The organism is Streptomyces sp. NPDC006368, from assembly GCF_040612535.1.
Taxonomy (GTDB): domain Bacteria; phylum Actinomycetota; class Actinomycetes; order Streptomycetales; family Streptomycetaceae; genus Streptomyces.
In genome coordinates this window covers 43,665-58,028 of the sequence record NZ_JBEXQK010000026.1, presented here as the reverse complement: position 1 = coordinate 58,028, position 14,364 = coordinate 43,665, and the positions used below count along the sequence as shown (strand labels likewise).

15 protein-coding genes are annotated in these 14,364 nt (G+C 73.0%); 9 read left to right on the top strand and 6 right to left on the bottom strand.

Annotated elements, in window-relative coordinates; translation table 11 throughout:
* Positions 1-11: 11 nt before the first annotated feature.
* On the bottom strand, positions 12-983 hold the full coding sequence (locus ABZZ38_RS19830; protein ID WP_356741462.1) for a DMT family transporter: 972 nt from the start codon (positions 981-983) through the stop codon (positions 12-14).
* A gap of 74 nt (positions 984-1,057) precedes the next feature.
* On the opposite strand from ABZZ38_RS19830, the gene ABZZ38_RS19825 reads away from it, so the two are divergent.
* A complete protein-coding gene (locus ABZZ38_RS19825; RefSeq protein ID WP_356741460.1) occupies positions 1,058-1,963 on the top strand; it encodes a LysR family transcriptional regulator in 906 nt (301 codons plus the stop codon).
* Between the two features lie 398 nt (positions 1,964-2,361).
* On the opposite strand, the gene ABZZ38_RS19820 is transcribed toward ABZZ38_RS19825, so the two are convergent.
* Together ABZZ38_RS19820 and ABZZ38_RS19815 are read right to left on the bottom strand one after the other, a co-directional pair.
* Positions 2,362-2,832, bottom strand: a complete 471-nt coding sequence (locus tag ABZZ38_RS19820) for a Rieske (2Fe-2S) protein (RefSeq protein ID WP_356741457.1) — start codon at positions 2,830-2,832, stop codon at positions 2,362-2,364.
* Positions 2,833-2,896: 64 nt separating this feature from the next.
* Positions 2,897-5,026, bottom strand: a complete 2,130-nt coding sequence (locus tag ABZZ38_RS19815) for a prolyl oligopeptidase family serine peptidase (RefSeq protein WP_356741455.1) — start codon at positions 5,024-5,026, stop codon at positions 2,897-2,899.
* A gap of 40 nt (positions 5,027-5,066) precedes the next feature.
* Here ABZZ38_RS19815 and ABZZ38_RS19810 point away from each other — a divergent pair, with 40 nt between their 5' ends.
* The 7 genes from ABZZ38_RS19810 to ABZZ38_RS19780 all read left to right on the top strand — a co-directional run bounded on the left by ABZZ38_RS19810 (position 5,067) and on the right by ABZZ38_RS19780 (position 11,102).
* Entirely contained in the window at positions 5,067-5,912 is an 846-nt protein-coding gene (locus ABZZ38_RS19810; RefSeq protein WP_356741453.1) for a HipA family kinase, read from the top strand.
* Positions 5,909-6,292 (top strand): DUF3037 domain-containing protein, encoded by a 384-nt coding sequence (locus ABZZ38_RS19805; RefSeq protein ID WP_356741451.1) that lies wholly within the window; start codon positions 5,909-5,911, stop codon positions 6,290-6,292. Before ABZZ38_RS19810 ends, ABZZ38_RS19805 begins: the two co-directional genes overlap by 4 nt.
* Before the next feature lie 169 nt (positions 6,293-6,461).
* The gene (gene fabG, locus ABZZ38_RS19800; protein ID WP_356741449.1) at positions 6,462-7,223 is read left to right on the top strand and encodes a 3-oxoacyl-ACP reductase FabG; all 762 of its coding nucleotides are present in this window, start codon (positions 6,462-6,464) and stop codon (positions 7,221-7,223) included.
* A gap of 19 nt (positions 7,224-7,242) precedes the next feature.
* Entirely contained in the window at positions 7,243-8,010 is a 768-nt protein-coding gene (locus ABZZ38_RS19795) for an SDR family oxidoreductase (protein WP_356741447.1), read from the top strand.
* Between the two features lie 117 nt (positions 8,011-8,127).
* The gene (locus ABZZ38_RS19790) at positions 8,128-9,705 is read left to right on the top strand and encodes an ABC transporter substrate-binding protein (RefSeq protein WP_356741445.1); all 1,578 of its coding nucleotides are present in this window, start codon (positions 8,128-8,130) and stop codon (positions 9,703-9,705) included.
* Between the two features lie 68 nt (positions 9,706-9,773).
* Positions 9,774-10,460 carry a uracil-DNA glycosylase gene (ung, locus tag ABZZ38_RS19785; RefSeq protein ID WP_356741443.1) on the top strand — a complete coding sequence of 229 codons (687 nt, stop codon included), beginning with the start codon at positions 9,774-9,776 and terminating at the stop codon, positions 10,458-10,460.
* Positions 10,461-10,658: 198 nt separating this feature from the next.
* The gene (locus ABZZ38_RS19780; protein WP_356741529.1) at positions 10,659-11,102 is read left to right on the top strand and encodes a hypothetical protein; all 444 of its coding nucleotides are present in this window, start codon (positions 10,659-10,661) and stop codon (positions 11,100-11,102) included.
* Between the two features lie 124 nt (positions 11,103-11,226).
* On the opposite strand, the gene ABZZ38_RS19775 is transcribed toward ABZZ38_RS19780, so the two are convergent.
* The 3 genes from ABZZ38_RS19775 to ABZZ38_RS19765 form a co-directional block, all read right to left on the bottom strand.
* Positions 11,227-11,712, bottom strand: coding sequence for a hypothetical protein (locus ABZZ38_RS19775; RefSeq protein ID WP_356741441.1), 486 nt, complete (start codon positions 11,710-11,712; stop codon positions 11,227-11,229).
* An 88-nt stretch (positions 11,713-11,800) separates the two neighbouring features.
* On the bottom strand, positions 11,801-12,340 hold the full coding sequence (locus ABZZ38_RS19770; protein ID WP_356741439.1) for a DinB family protein: 540 nt from the start codon (positions 12,338-12,340) through the stop codon (positions 11,801-11,803).
* Between the two features lie 31 nt (positions 12,341-12,371).
* Positions 12,372-13,040 (bottom strand): TetR family transcriptional regulator, encoded by a 669-nt coding sequence (locus tag ABZZ38_RS19765; RefSeq protein WP_356741436.1) that lies wholly within the window; start codon positions 13,038-13,040, stop codon positions 12,372-12,374.
* An 86-nt stretch (positions 13,041-13,126) separates the two neighbouring features.
* Here ABZZ38_RS19765 and ABZZ38_RS19760 point away from each other — a divergent pair, with 86 nt between their 5' ends.
* Complete coding sequence (locus tag ABZZ38_RS19760) at positions 13,127-14,356, top strand: FAD-dependent monooxygenase (protein ID WP_356741434.1); 1,230 nt, start codon at positions 13,127-13,129, stop codon at positions 14,354-14,356.
* The last annotated feature ends 8 nt before the right edge of the window (positions 14,357-14,364 follow it).

Sequence of the window (14,364 nt, the reverse complement as noted above, 5' to 3'; positions counted from 1 at the left end):
CGACTCGCGGGTCACGGCTGACGCGCCGTGGGCCTGGCGCGGCTCTGGGTGAGGGCCGCGCCGGCCAGCACGATGAGCGCGCCGACCGGGGTGTTCCACGTGAGCTGTTCGTCCAGGAGCGTCACGCCCGCCGCGGTGGCGATCACCGGGATGAAGTAGGTGACCATCTGGCCGGTGGTCGGGCCGACCTCGGCGACGAGCCCGTACTGCAGCAGCACGGCCAGGCCGGTGCCCAGCGCGCCCAGTGCGACCACCGCGAGCAGCGGGACGACCGGGAACGCGGCGGGAACGCCGGTGAACAGAGGTGTGACGAGGGCGAGTTGCAGCGTGGCGAGGAACAGCTGCGCACCGGTGAGGGAGAGGTGCGACTCGCTGCGCCCCGCGAGGGTACGCCGGACGTAGATCCAGCCGATGGGGTAGCTCAGCGAGGCCAGCAGCGCCATGGCGGTGCCGCTGACGTCCAGTCCGGAGAAACCCTGCCAGGCACCGAGGACGGTCAGGACGCCCACGAAGCCCATGCCGAGTCCGGCGACGCGGCGGCGGGTGGGGCGGTCCTCGGAGAGCGCGACCAGCGACAGGGCCATGCCCCACAGCGGCGACGTGGCGTTGCAGATGCCGGCGAGCGTCGAGGGGATCGTCAGCTCCGCGTACGCGAAGAGTGAGAACGGCAGCGCGTTGAGGAAGAACGCGGCGACCGTCAGATGGCCCCAGGTGCGCGCCCCGCGCGGCAGCCCGGCACGCTTCACGGCCATCGCGACCGCGAGCACCGCCGTACCGAACAGCAGCCGGCCGAAGGTGACCTGGAAGGGGGCGTACGCCCCGGTTCCCACCTTGATGAGCAGGAAGCTGAAGCCCCAGATCAGCGAGAGCAGCGCGAAGCGGACGCGCCAGTCGAGGGCCCGCCGGGTCGCGGGCGGGGCGACGGTCGGCCGCGGCGGGGTGGTGGACGACGACCGGGGTGAGGGCGAGGTTGTGGTGCGCATGCTGACCACGATGCTGGCCAGGACGTCTTAGAACAAGCGAGATTTTCTCCATGTCTTCGCTTAGCATTGCTTACGTGTTGAATCTGGAGCGCCTGCGAACCCTGGACGCCCTCGCCCGCCACGGCTCGGTGAGCGGCGCGGCCGACGGGCTGCACGTGACGACCTCGGCGGTCTCCCAGCAGCTCGCCAAGCTGGAGCGTGAGATCGGGCAGCAACTGGTGACGAAGAACGGGCGCGGGGTGCGGCTCACCGACGCGGGGCAACTGCTCGCCGATCACGCGGCGCGGATCCTGTCCCAGGTCGAGATCGCGCAGGCGGACATTGAGGCACAGCGCGGACAGGTGGTCGGCGAGGTGCGGCTTGCCGGGTTCCCGACGGCCGCGCGCGGCCTGTTCCCGGCGGCGGTCTCCATGCTGCGCCGCGACCACCCCGACCTGGCCGTGCGCACCAGCGAGCTGGAGCCCGAGCGCGGCATCCAGCACGTGCTGCGGGGAGACATGGACCTCGCGGTGGTCCTCGACTGGAGCAACAAGCGGCTGCCGGTCCCGGGCGGGCTCGCCCGGGAGCCGCTGCTGGACGACGCCGCCGACGTCGCGATGCCGGCGGACCACCCGCTGGCGGGGCGGGACGAGGTGGACCTGGAGGACTTCGCCGACGACGACTGGGTGTCCTGGCCGGAGGGCGAATTCTGTTACGACTGGCTGATGTTCACGCTCCGGTCGAAGGGCATCGAACCGCGGATCGCCCACCTGGCGGGGGAACACCACACCCAGCTCGCGCTCATCCAGGCGGGGCTCGGGGTGTGCGTCACGCCCCGGCTCGGACGCGGGCCCATACCTCAGGGCGTCACCCTCGTACCCGTACGACAGCCGATGCGGCGTCACATCTACGCGGTGTGGCGCGCGGACGCGGACCGGCGGCCGTCGATCAGGGCGGCGGTGGAGGCGCTGCGGGAGGTGGGGCGGGCGGCGGGCAGCTGACCCGCCGGCCGGGCGCCCGAGCCCGGCGCCGGGAGGCATCGGCTGCTGCCGGACATACCGCCGCCCGCCGGCGCCTCCCCGCTGCCGGGGCGCCGCCCGCATGGCCCGGCTGTCCGGGGCCGCCCGGTGTGCTGCCGGTCCAGCGGCACACCGGGCGGTCGTCCGGATCGCCGAGCCCGTGCCGGGCGGCCTGCGCGGCGTCGTCGTGCGGTGCCGCGCGGCGGCCTCCCGACGTCGGCACGGACGGACGTGCGATGGCCGGGGCGGACCTCATCGTCGGGGATCCCCTCCGTGCACCCCCGCGACGACGTCCGTCCCGCCGCCCCGTCCTCGGCTTGTCCCGGGTGGAGCCGCCGCTGCCCCCGGCCCGAGGGGACGTGGCCGCGGCGGCCCCGGGGTCACACCAGCTTGATCGAGTCGCCGTCGACCGTGATCGACGCCGCCGCCAGCGGAGCCGTGGCCGGACCCGCCTTGACGCTGCCGTCGGACGCGTCGAACGTGGAGCCGTGGCAAGGGCAGTTGATGACCCCGTCGGCGACGTCCTTCACCGCGCACCCCGCGTGGGTGCACTTGGACGAGAACGCCTTGAACTCGCCCGCCTTCGGCTGCGTCACCACCACTTCGCCGAAGACCTTCCCGCCGCCCTCCGGGATGTCGGCCGTCTTGGCGAGCACCTGGCCGCCGCCCCCGGCGCCTGAGCCGGTCGTGCCGCCGGTGGCGCCCCCGCCCGCCGGCTGCCCGGCAGCGGACTCGGCCGGGCCGTCCGAGCCCCCGCACGCGGTGAGCACGGCCGCCAGCCCCGCGCCACCCGCCGCCGCGACGACGGTACGGCGCGCCACCGCCCTGGTGGTCCCCTGCGATCCGGTCATTCCGGCTTCCCTTCCACGATGGTCGTGCTGTCACCAGGGGGTACGGGACGGGAGCGCCGGCCGTTCACCTGCGCAACGACGTTTTCAGGAACTCGACTTCGAGCAGCAGCTGGTTGCCCACCGCGTCCTCCTGGGCGACGTGGTGGGTGGCGCCGGAGAGCGGCAGGACCGTGTGGGGCCGTCCAGCGGCGAGCAGGGCGGCGGAGAACCTCAGCGTGTGGGCGGCGACCACGTTGTCGTCGGCGAGTCCGTGGATCAGCAGCAGCGGCCGGGACAACCGGTGCGCGTACGGGATCAGGGAGGAGCGTTCGTAGGCGGCCGGGTCGACGTCCGGGTGACCCAGGAAACGCTCCTCCCAGTGGGTGTCGTACAGCCGCCGGTCGGTCGGCGCCGCGCCCGCCACCGCCGCGTGGAAGACGTCGGGGCGGTGGAGCACGGCCCCGAGGGCGAGGTAGCCGCCGTACGACCAGCCCCGGATCGCCACCCGCTCCAGGTCCAGGTCCGGATACGCCTCGGCCGCCGCGTGCACCGCGTCGACCTGGTCCTCCAGAGGCGCGGTCAGCCGGTCACCGCGGATCGCGGTCTCCCACGCGCGCCCGCGCCCCGGCGTTCCGCGCCCGTCCGTGACCAGCACGGCGAATCCCTGCTCCGCGAACCACTGCGCCACCGCGCCGGGCCAGCCGCCGGCCCGCACGGCCAGCTGCAGCCCGTACCCGGCGTACGGGCTGAGCAGCACCGGCAGCCTGCCCGAGCCCGGCTCGTGCCATGACGGCAGGTGGAGGTGGCAGCGCAACTCCCGCGCGCCGAGCGACAGCCGGACGGGCCGCGGCGTGACCAGCGGCGTCTCGGCGAGGACGGCGATGCTCCCGGCCGGCTTCCCGCCGCGCAGCACGGTCACCGTGCGCCCGTCGGGCGTGCTGCTGTCGAGGACGACGGTGTCACCGCCGATCGCGGCCGTGTGGACGCCCGGCTCCTCGCTGACGCGGCGGAACCCGCCCTCCGGGTCGTACGCCCACACATGTGTCTCGGTGGGCTCCTCACTCGCGGTGAAGTACACCCGCTCGCCGGCCGTCCCGAGCACGGCGCGGACGTGGAGACCCGGGGGAGTGCAGGTGTCACCGACGCGCAGTCCGCGTACGTCGTCGCGGTACCGGGTCACGACCGGCGTGCCGGTACCGGTCCGGTGCGGTGCGCCCGGTGTGATCTCCGTCCACGCGAGGTCGCGGTGGTGGTGCAGGGGCAGCGTGCCACCGGTGGCCGGGTCGATGGACAGGAGCTGGGCCGTCCGCTGGTCACGGGTCTGGACCTCGACGAAGGGGCCGCACCCGTCCCAGCCGGCGGCCGTGACGTACTCGAACCGGCGATCCGTCCAGACACCGGGGAGGTGGAGTTCCGGGTCGGCCTCGGCGGGGGTCCGGACGGCTGTCCGCTCTCCGTCCGGGCGGAGGATGTGCAGCGACAGCTCCGCGTTGGCCGTACCGGCGGCCGGGTACCAAAACGCCCTCGGTGGCTTCGCCGGATCCGCCGGGTCGCCGAGATACCACCGCCGCACGCGCGCGTGGTCCGCCCGTACCACCAGCAGGGCATCCCCGTCGGGCGACCACCAGTGGCTCCGTGGCCGCCCGATCGACTCCGCCGACACATGGTCGGACAACCCATAGGTGACGTCCGGCCCCTCCGGCGCGGCCAGCGGCCGGTCCTCCGTCCCGTCGGCGCGGACGACGTGAAGGGCGCCCCCGGTCACGTACGCCACCAGCGACCCGTCCGGAGAGGGGCGCGGATCCACGGCCGGCCCCGCCGTCGGGACGCGCCAAGGGGAGCCGCCGTCCGTCCGCACCGCCCACAGCTCGCCGCCCAGCGTGAACACCGCCAGGCGCGCGTCCCGGTCGCTGGCGTAGCCGACCACACCGGTCGAGGTCACCCGGGCGCGCTCCCGTCGCACTCGCTCCGCCTCCGGTACCTCCTCCTCCCGGGCACCGGCCGACGCGGCGGGATCGGCCAGGAGCCGCTCCCCGCCGTCCTCGTACAGCCACAGCCGCCCGACCGTGTCGGAGCCCGAACCGGTCCGTACGAACAGCACCCGCGCGCCGTCGGGAGAGACGGCGAACCCGCCGGGAACACCGAGCGAGAAGCGGCGCGTACGGGCGAACTGGCGGGGGAATCCCGGCGCGTGCACCGGGGCGATGGTGGGCATGGGGCAGAGCATGACAGGCCCGCACACGTAACCTGGAGGGATGCTCTCCGAAGTCACAGCGACCCGCTACGTCACGCCCCTGCGTGAGGGCGGCTCGCTCCCCGGGATCGTCGAGGCGGACGACCTCGGTACGTACGTCATGAAATTCACCGGCGCCGGTCAGGGCCGCAAGACCCTGGTCGCCGAGGTCATCTGCGGGCAGCTCGGCCGCCGGCTCGGGCTGCGCGTCCCCGAGCTGGTCACCATCGAACTCGACCCGGTCATCGGCCTGGGCGAACCCGACCAGGAGGTCCAGGAGCTGCTCAAGGCGAGCGGCGGGCTGAACCTCGGCATGGACTACCTCCCGGGTTCGATCGGGTTCGACCCGCTCGCCTACGAGATGGACCCCAAGGAGGCGGGACGGGTCGTCTGGTTCGACGCGCTGATCAACAACGTCGACCGCTCCTGGCGCAACCCCAACATGCTCGTGTGGCACGGCGAGCCCTGGCTGATCGACCACGGCGCGACCATGATCTGGCACCACAACTGGCCCGGCGCGCAGAGCTCCGCCGCCAAGCCGTACGACGCCACCGACCACGTCCTGGCCACCTTCGCTCCGGACATCGCCACCGCTGCCGCCGACCTCGCCCCGCTCGTCACCGAGGAACTGCTGACCGAGGTCGCGGCCGACGTGCCCGACGCGTGGCTGGTCGACGAACCCGGCTTCGAGACCGCCGACGCGCTGCGCCGCGCATATGTGGAGGCGCTGCTGCCGCGCGCCGCCACCATCCACGAGCGGATCACCCTCGGCGAGCGGACGGCGCGCAGGCCCTCCCAGGCGCCCGGCTGGCTGACCGACCACCTGACGCCCTGGCCGCACCCCACCAGGAAGGGCACCGAGAAGTGAGCGACCGGCACGTCTTCGAGTACGCGCTGCTGCGCGTCGTACCCCGCGTCGAGCGCGGCGAGTGCTTCAACGCGGGTGTGGTGGTCTACTGCCGCGCCGCGTCCTTCGTGTGCGCCCGCACGCACCTGGACGAGGGCAAGCTGAGCGCGCTGGACCCGCGGGCCGACGTGGTCGGCGTACGGGCCGCCCTGCACGCCGTCGAGGAGGTCTGCGCGGGCGGTGAGCACGCCGGACAGGCCGCGCGCGACGACGCCGGGCGCCGGTTCCGCTGGCTGATCGCACCGCGCTCCACGGTCGTCCAGCCCGGTCCGGTGCACACCGGTCTGACGACCGATCCTCAGGGCGAGGTCGAACGGCTGCTCGACCTGCTGGTGCGCTGAACCGGGCGGCCGCGCCGCGCCGCGTGATCGGAGGCACCCGGTGGGCCGTTGACACCGGGTGCCAGGGCTTCTAGCGTCTCGTCTGCTGAAGGTACTAAGCGGTCGCTCACCGGCATGGACGTGTCGGGGAGCCGCATCCACCAGGGATCCAAGGGCGAGGAGAACCAGCATGTCCACCACAGAGCAGCGCGTCGCGGTCGTGACCGGGGCGGCGCGGGGCATCGGCGCCGCCACCGCCGTCCGACTGGCGGCCGAGGGCCGCGCCGTCGCCGTACTCGACCTCGACGAGGCGGCCTGCAAGGACACCGTCGAGAAGATCACCGCGGCGGGCGGCAGGGCCATCGCCGTCGGCTGCGACGTCTCCGACAGCGCCCAGGTGGAGGCGGCCGTCGCGCGCGTCGCCGCCGAGCTCGGCGCGCCCACGATCCTCGTCAACAACGCGGGCGTCCTCCGTGACAACCTGCTCTTCAAGATGAGCGAGTCCGACTGGGACACCGTGATGAACGTGCACCTCAAGGGCGCGTTCCTGATGGCCAAGGCGTGCCAGAAGCACATGGTCGACGCCGGTTTCGGCCGGATCGTGAGCCTCTCCTCGTCCTCGGCGCTCGGCAACCGCGGCCAGGCCAACTACGCCGCCGTCAAGGCCGGACTGCAGGGCTTCACCAAGACCCTCGCCAAGGAGCTCGGCAAGTTCGGCATCACCGCCAACGCCGTGGCCCCCGGCTTCATCGTCACCGAGATGACCGCGCAGACCGCCGCGCGCGTGGGCATGGGCTTCGAGGAGTTCCAGGCAGCCGCCGCCACCCAGATCCCGGTGCAGCGGGTCGGCCGGCCGGAGGACGTCGCCCACGCGATCGCCTTCTTCGCGGGCGACGACGCCGGCTTCATCTCCGGCCAGGTCATGTACGTGGCCGGCGGCCCGCTCAACTGACGCGGAAGGGATCACGGACATGACCGCACAGGAACTCCCCGAGCTGTCCGGAAAGGTCGCCCTCATCACGGGCGCCAGCCGCGGTATCGGGTACGGCATCGCGGAGGCGCTCGTCGCGCGCGGCGACCGCGTCTGCATCACCGGCCGGGGCGAGGACGCCCTCAAGGAGGCCGTCGAGCGGCTCGGCGCCGACCGGGTGATCGGCGTCGCCGGCAAGGCCCACGACGAGGCCCACCAGGCGCTGGCGGTGGAGCGCACGATGGAGGCGTTCGGCCGCGTCGACCACCTGATCAACAACGCCGGCACGAACCCGGTCTTCGGCCCGATCGCCGAGCTCGACCTGGGCGTGGCCCGCAAGGTCTACGAGACCAACGTGATCTCGGCGCTCGGCTTCGCGCAGCAGACCTGGAAGGCGTGGCAGAAGGAGAACGGCGGCTCGATCGTCAACATCGCCTCGGTCGCCGGCGTCTCCGCCTCGCCCTTCATCGGCGCGTACGGCATGAGCAAGGCCGCCATGGTCAACCTGACGCTCCAGCTCGCGCACGAATTCGCCCCGGCCGTCCGGGTCAACGCGATCGCCCCCGCCGTGGTGAAGACGAAATTCGCCGAGGCCCTTTACGAGGGCCGGGAAGCGGAGGCGGCGGCTGCTTATCCGCTGGGCCGGCTCGGTGTCCCGGCGGATATCGGCGGCGCCGCCGCATTCCTCACCTCCGGGCAGTCGGACTGGATCACCGGTCAGACTCTCGTCGTCGACGGGGGAATTTTCCTGAATGCCGGAGTCGGCTGAGGCGAATTGTCTCTGATTGACCGCTGATCGCCCAAGTGCCCCGCCGGGCCACCGCATTGACCTGGCGGGGCCCTGCGGTATGGTCGGCCGACCCATGGCTGAATGAGGAGCGTGCGCGTGTTCAACCGGACCAGTCTGCAGGCCGCTGCAGCCCTTGCGTCCATATCCCTTCTGGCGGGCTGCGGTCTCTTTTCCGACGAGGGCGCCAATGGGGAGAACAAGATCGTTGTAGGTACGACGAGCGCTCCCAGTACGCTCGACCCCGCAGCCGCGTGGGACGGTTCATGGGAGTTGTACCGCAATGTCTTCCAGACGCTGCTGAGCTTCCCGACCGGGACCACGACTCCTCAGCCCGACGCCGCCGAGTGCAGGTTCACCGACGCGTCGAGCAGGGTCTACCAGTGCCAGCTGCGGGACGGGCTGACCTTCTCCGACGGGGGCAAGCTGGACGCGCAGGCCGTGAAGCACTCGATCGACCGGATCCGGAAGATCAACGCGAAGGGCGGCCCGAACGGACTGCTCGGCTCCCTCGACCGGGTCGCGACGAACGGTGACGCCACCATCGTCTTCCACCTGAAGGAACCGGACGCCACGTTCCCCTTCATCCTGGCCACCCCCGCGATGTCGATCGTCGACCCCAGGAAGTACCCGGAGGACAGCCTCCGGGAGGACGGCGAGCTGACCGGATCCGGCCCCTATGTCCTCGAATCGTATGAAGAGGGCGTCAAGGCCGAACTGTCGAAGAACCCGACCTACAAGGGCTTCGCCAACCACAAGAACGACGGCGTCACCATCCGTTACTTCGGTGACTCCGACGCGATGGTCACCGCCCTGAAGAAGAAGGAGATCGACGCCACCTACCGCGGTCTGACCGCGGACGAGGTCGTCGACCTGCGGGAGAAGAAGCCCGCCAACGAGGGCCTGCAGCTCGTCCAGTCCACCGGCGCCGACATCCGCTACCTGGTGTTCAACGCCAAGGACCCGTCGGTGAACAAGCTGCCGGTACGGCAGGCGGTCGCCCAGGTCGTCGACCGCAACGCGCTGGTGGCCAAGGTCTACCGGGGCACCGCCGAGCCGCTGTACTCGATGGTCCCCAAGGGCATCGCCGGCCACACCACCGAGTTCTTCGACCGTTACGGCGAGCCGGACGTCGCCAAGGCGAAGAAGATCCTGCGCGAGGCGGGGATCGACACCCCGGTGCCGCTGACGTTCTGGTTCACCACCGACCGGTACGGCTCCGCCACCGCGCCCGAGTTCGCGGAGCTCAAGCGGCAGCTGGACTCCTCCGGGCTCTTCCAGGTGACGCTCAAGAGCAAGCCCTGGAAGGACTTCCAGGCGGGCTACCAGAAGGGCGAGTTCCCGGTCTTCGGCCGTGGCTGGTTCCCCGACTTCCCCGACCCGGACAACTTCATCGCGCCGTTCGTCGGCAAGGAGAACGTCCTCTCGACGCCGTACGAGCGGCCCGAGATCACCGACCAGCTGCTGCCGCTCTCCCGGCGCCAGAGCGACCGCGGAGCGGTCACCAAGCAGTTCGAGAAGGCCCAGGAGATCCTCGTCGACGACGTGCGGCTCCTCCCGCTGTGGCAGGGCAAGCTGTACGTGGCGGCGAGCGAGGAGATCGCGGGCGGCGAGCGGGCCCTGGACCCGCAGACCGTCATGCAGATGTGGGAGCTGCACCGGAAGGCCAGCTGGTAGGACCGGTTGTCAGTGGTCGCAGGTAGGTTCTGTGCCCGACAGGCGATCACACACCGGAGGTTGTTGACGTGACCGACACCGACATGCTGCCCGAGTCCTGGCGCGGCGTCCTCGGCGACGAGCTGCAGAAGCCGTACTTCAAGCTGCTCACCGAGTTCGTCGAGGAGGAACGGGCGAAGGGGCCGGTCTACCCGCCGCGCGAGGAGGTGTTCGCCGCCCTCGACGCCACCCCGTACGACCGGGTCAAGGTCCTCATCCTGGGCCAGGACCCGTACCACGGGGAGGGCCAGGGGCACGGGCTGTGCTTCTCGGTGCGGCCGGGCGTCAAGACGCCGCCCTCCCTGCGCAACATCTACAAGGAGATGCGGGAGGACCTCGGACACCCGGTGCCGGACAACGGCTATCTGATGCCGTGGGCCCGGCAGGGTGTCCTGCTGCTCAACGCCGTCCTGACGGTGCGGGCCGGCGAGGCCAACTCCCACAAGGGCAAGGGCTGGGAGAAGTTCACGGACGCGGTGATCAGCGCCGTGGCGTCCCGGCCCGACCCGGCCGTCTTCGTCCTGTGGGGCAACTACGCGCAGAAGAAACTGCCGCTGATCGACGAGACGCGGCACGTGGTGGTGAAGGGGGCCCACCCCTCGCCGCTCTCCGCCAAGAAGTTTTTCGGCTCCCGCCCGTTCACGCGCATCGACGAGGCGATCAAGGCGCAGGGGCACGAGCCGATCGACTGGCGCATCCCGAACCTGGCCGCCTGACGGCGCCTGCCCGCCGGGACAGGGGCCGGTCTCGTGGACCGGCCCCTGCCCCGGCGGACCGGTCCCACGGGGGCGGGGCGCGAACCTCCCCGGCCTGACCGGGAATGTCGGTGGCTGCGGCTAGCGTCGGAACACGACCGACGAGCGGAGGCCGCAGTGCGCGAGCAGCAGCAGGAGGAGGCGTCCGAGGACGCCGTCATGACGAGGATCGGGCAGGCGATGATGCTGCTCCACGGCGGGGACCGCGAGGAGGCGCGCAACCGCTTCGGGCAGTTGTGGGAGCAGATCGGCGAGGACGGGGACCCGCTCCACCGCTGCACGCTCGCGCACTACATGGCCGACGCCCAGGACGACCCCGGCGACGAGCTCGCCTGGGACCTGCGCGCGCTGAACGCGGCGGAGGGACTCGGCGAGGAGCGGCTGGCCCGCCACGACGCCGCCGTGGCGCTGCGCGCGCTGTACCCCTCGCTCCACCTCAACCTCGCCGCCGACTACGCGAAACTCCACCGCCCGGACGCGGCCCGCGCCCACCTCGACCGCGCCCGCGCCGCCTCGGACGCCCTGGACGACGACGGGTACGGCAACGGCGTCCGCGCGGCCATCGAGCGCCTGGACCGCAGGCTGCGGGGCGCCGGGGGGTGACCGGTGGCGGGGGCTCGCGCGTCGGCCCGTGCTCCGGGACGGTGCGCGTGCCGCCGGCGCCGCGCGGGCATGCCTGTGCCCGTGCTTCGGGGCCGGGGCGCGGGGAACGGCCGGGCCCGGGCGGTCAGTGGCCGTAGGCCTCGCTGCAGAGGCGGGCCTCCTCACCGCTGCCGTCCCAACCGCCGTAGCCCTCGTCCAGGGCGCAGGCGTCCGGGACGGTGAGGGGTACGGACGGCAGCGCCGGCGGGCGGACCCCGGGGAGCTGCTCGCGCAGCTCGTCGGCGGACGGCACGCGCGGCGCGCGAGGCACACCCGGCGCGCGCTCCTCGCGGCCCTCCGGCGCGGCGGCGCCGGACGGGCCCCGGTGCGCGGGGCGGTCGGGCTCCCCGGGCGGGCGCGGCGCCGGGGACCCCGTCGGCGACGGCAGGGCGGCCTCCAGGGCGTCCCGCGCCGGGCCCTCGACGATCTGCGGCGCGACGTCCCGCGCGGGACGGCTCGCCTCCGGGGCGGCTGGTGCGGGACCGGCGGGCGGATTCACCGACACGCAGCCGGAGACGGCCGCCATCGCCACGGTGGCCAGGACCTTCGCTGTGGTTCTCGTTCGATGCACCCCGTAACTGTGGTGGTTCCGGGGTGCGTTCGGGATCCCTACCCGCGGTTATTGATCCACACGGGTGATGGGTGTGACGGGCGGATGATCAGTCACCCGTCGCGCCGTCGATCCGCTCCCGCAGGAGGTCGGCATGGCCGTTGTGGCGCGCGTACTCCTCGATCATGTGGGTGTAGATCCAGCGGAGGTTGAACGGTTCGCCGCTGCGGTGCCTGCCGATGGCCCGGTCGTCGAGCGAGCGGGTGGCGGCGAGCTCCCGGGCGCGCGCGATCTCGGCCTGCCAGGTGGCGTGGGCCTCCTCCCAGGTGTCGGTCGCGGCGGGGTGGAAGTCCCCGTCCGGGTCCTCCTCCGAGTAGTGGATCGGCCCGGCGTCCTCGTCGGCCAGGGTCCGCCGGAACCAGCCGCGCTCCACCTCCGCCATGTGCCGTACGAGACCGAGCAGTGAGAGCTCCGACGGCGGCGCGGACGCCTGCCTCAGCTGCTCGTCGCTCAGCCCCTCGCACTTCAGCGCCAGGGTCGCGCGGTGGTACTCCAGCCAGCCCTCCAGCATCTCGCGTTCACCGGCGAGCCCGGAGGGCTCCGTGCGCTCGGTCCGGTCGGGTCGTTCCGTTGTCGTCATGGCGGGCATCCTCGCCCACCCGCGCCGGGCCCGCCAGCGGTTAACGGCCCAGCATGCCGCGCAGCAACTCGTCGAACCCCGCGCGCAGTTCCTCCCTGCTCGGTACGGCCGAGTGGAACGAGCCCACGGCGCAGGAGAACATCAGCCCCTCGCACCACGCCACCAGCGACAGCGCGTGCCGCTCCGGCTCGCCCGAACCGGACGCCCGCATCAGGGCGACGAGCGGGTCCCGGAACCGGCGGCCGGTCGTGTCGTAGAAGGCGCGCAGCTCGGGCCGCCGGGTGGCTTCGAGCCCCAGCTCGTACCGGGCGACGAGAAGGTCGCCGTGACGGGTCAGATAGCGGTGCAGGGCGAGTGAGAGCGTGTCGAGCAGCGCGTCCAGCCCGCCGTCCGGCGCGGGCGCAGCGTCGGGCCCGCCCGGCGCGAACAGCGCGTCCGTGGCGAGCATCTGGGCCTCACGCTCGGCCAGTCGTCGTACCGCCGCCTCCAGCAGGGCCTGCCGGGTGCGGGCGTGGTTGGACGTCGAGCCCTGCGGCAGCCCGGCCCGCTCGTCCACCGCCCGGTGGGTCAGGCCCCGCATGCCCCGCTCGGCGAGCAGGGCGAGGGCGGTGTCGGCGATCAGCTCGGCGCGCCGCGAGACGCGTACGGGCGCGGACGGGCCGGAGCGGCCGGAGGAGGCGGACGGGCCGGAGGTCGGGCGAGGGGTCATGCGGACAAACCTACCGGCGTGACTACACCTGTAGTAACGTGACCCACGGCGTCACTACAGATGTAGTCCCGTTCCCCGGAGGAGCCATGGACCACCGCACCGCCCCATCCCGAGCCGTCGTCATCGGCAGCGGCATCGGCGGACTGACCGCCGCCGTGGCCCTGCACCAGCGCGGCTGGCACGTCACCGTCCTGGAGCGCGCCGCGTCGCTGCGGCCCGTCGGCGCCGGCATAGGACTCGCGCCGAACGCCCTGCGGGCCCTCGACGTCATCGGCCTCGGCGACGAGGTCCGCGCCCTCGCCGTCTGGCAGGGCGACGGCGGCATGCGCACGCCGGGCGGCCGCTGGCTCGCCCGTACGAACGCCCGCGCGGCGGCGGACCGGTTCGGCGGGCCGCTCGTCGCGGTCCACCGCGCGACACTGATCGACACCCTCGCCGCCCGCCTCCCCGACGCGGCCATCCGCACGGCCACTCCCGCATCGCTCGCCGACCCGGGCGCGCCCGACGGCTCCCGCGCCGTCGTCACCACACCCGGCGGCGCCCTCGAAGCGGACCTCGTCATCGGCGCCGACGGCATCGACTCCGCCGTGCGCGGCGCCCTCTTCCCCGCCCACCCGGAACCCGCGTATACCGGGCTCACCGCGTGGCGCCTGCTCATCCCGGCCCCCGAACGCCCCTTCCACCCCCACGAGACCTGGGGCCGCGGCGCCCTGTGGGGCACCCAGCCCCTCAAGGACGGCCGGGTCTACGCGTACGCGGCGGCCGTCGTCCCCGCCGGAGGCACGGCACCCGAGGGCGAGAAGGCCGAGTTGCTGCGCCGCTTCGGCACCTGGCACCACCCCGTGCCGGCCATCCTCGCCGCGGCCGACGACGGGCGCGTCCTGCGGCACGACATCCGCCACCTCGCCACCCCCCTGCCCGCCTTCCACCGCGGCCGGACTGCGCTGCTCGGCGACGCCGCCCACGCCATGGCCCCCACCCTCGGCCAGGGCGGCAACCAGGCCATCGAGGACGGCATCGTCCTCGCCCACCACCTCGCGCCCGGGAGCGACATCGCCGCCGGACTCGCGGCGTACTCCGCCGACCGCGTGCCCCGCACCACCGCCATCGTCCGCAAGGCCGCCCGGATCGTACGGCTCCAGACCTGGACCAGCCCCCCGGCCGTCGCCGTGCGCCACACCCTGATGGCGCTCGCCGGACTCGCCGGGCCCGGCATCGCCCTGCGCACCTTCGACGGCATCGCGGACTGGCACCCGCCGCAGCGCACCCCCGCCCCCCGGACATACGATCGCCGGGACCGTCAGGCACTTCGATAGGGAGACCC

What these genes read in the sequence shown, in the direction of transcription:
- ABZZ38_RS19820 (WP_356741457.1), bottom strand. Translation starts at nt 2,832, where the DNA reads ATGACCGGATCGCAGGGGACCACCAGGGCGGTGGCGCGCCGTACCGTC.
- ABZZ38_RS19810 (WP_356741453.1), top strand. Translation starts at nt 5,067, where the DNA reads ATGCTCTCCGAAGTCACAGCGACCCGCTACGTCACGCCCCTGCGTGAG.
- ABZZ38_RS19770 (WP_356741439.1), bottom strand. Translation starts at nt 12,340, where the DNA reads ATGCCCGCCATGACGACAACGGAACGACCCGACCGGACCGAGCGCACG.
- ABZZ38_RS19765 (WP_356741436.1), bottom strand. Translation starts at nt 13,040, where the DNA reads ATGACCCCTCGCCCGACCTCCGGCCCGTCCGCCTCCTCCGGCCGCTCC.
- ABZZ38_RS19760 (WP_356741434.1), top strand. Translation starts at nt 13,127, where the DNA reads ATGGACCACCGCACCGCCCCATCCCGAGCCGTCGTCATCGGCAGCGGC.
- ABZZ38_RS19830 (WP_356741462.1), bottom strand. Translation starts at nt 983, where the DNA reads ATGCGCACCACAACCTCGCCCTCACCCCGGTCGTCGTCCACCACCCCG.
- ABZZ38_RS19795 (WP_356741447.1), top strand. Translation starts at nt 7,243, where the DNA reads ATGACCGCACAGGAACTCCCCGAGCTGTCCGGAAAGGTCGCCCTCATC.
- ABZZ38_RS19815 (WP_356741455.1), bottom strand. Translation starts at nt 5,026, where the DNA reads ATGCCCACCATCGCCCCGGTGCACGCGCCGGGATTCCCCCGCCAGTTC.
- ABZZ38_RS19780 (WP_356741529.1), top strand. Translation starts at nt 10,659, where the DNA reads ATGACGAGGATCGGGCAGGCGATGATGCTGCTCCACGGCGGGGACCGC.
- fabG (WP_356741449.1), top strand. Translation starts at nt 6,462, where the DNA reads ATGTCCACCACAGAGCAGCGCGTCGCGGTCGTGACCGGGGCGGCGCGG.